We start from the raw sequence: 843 nt of genomic DNA on the forward strand, positions 1-843 counted from the left end.
ATCCGTTGCTGGACGGCATGACGGAGTTGCCGGGTAGTGGGGCGGTGTTGTTCACGGGGCGGGTGAGTGCGGGGTCGCATCCGTGGCTGGCGGAGCATCGGGTGCATGGCCGGGTGCTGGTGCCGGGGACGGCGCTGGTGGAGCTGGCAGCCTGGGTGGGCGCCGAGCTCGGGGCGCCTGTTGTGGACGAGCTGGTGGTCAAGGCTCCGGTCGTCCTGGACGACGATGACGCACTGGTGCTCCAGGTGCTGGTGGAACGTGAGGACGAGTCCGGAGCTCGTGGCATCACCGTGCACAGCCGCCCGGTCTCCGCTGTGGCTGCCCACCCCGCCGAGTGGTCCGAACATATGTCGGCGGTGCTGAGCCCTGTCGACGCCGACGCGTCCGAGCCGGATTCCTGGACGGCAGGCCCCGGTGTCCCGGTGCCCCTGGACGGTCTGTACGAGCGACTTGCCGACTTCGGGCTGGACTACGGTCCGTTGTTCCGTGGGCTGCGATCGGTGGAACAGGACGGCCGGACGGTGGTCGGCCGGGTGGAGATGGACGAGGCACACAAGGACGCCGCCGGGTTCGTCTTGCATCCCGCGTTGTTCGACGCCGCCCTGCACGCCATCGCCGCCACCGCCGAGCGCGACGCCGACGCCGACGACGTTCAACTGCCCTTTTCTTGGACGGGAGTACGACTCCACCGTCCCGCCGATGGCGCGGTGCGCGTCCTGATCCGGCAGCTGTCGCCGCGTTCGTACCGGCTGCGCCTGACCACCCCGGACGGTGAACTGATCGTATCCGTCGAGGAGTTGACGGTTGCGGAGGTGACCGCGCAGCAGATAGCGGCTGCCGGCG

At 69.5% G+C, this 843-nt stretch carries 1 protein-coding gene; it reads left to right on the forward strand.

What is annotated here, in order from left to right; translation table 11 throughout:
• Positions 1-17: 17 nt before the first annotated feature.
• The coding region (locus RZ84_RS00065; protein WP_241777457.1) for a polyketide synthase dehydratase domain-containing protein at positions 18-843 on the forward strand (826 nt) is incomplete at its 3' end.

Source organism: Streptomyces sp. CT34, from assembly GCF_000805335.1.
Lineage (GTDB): Bacteria > Actinomycetota > Actinomycetes > Streptomycetales > Streptomycetaceae > Streptomyces.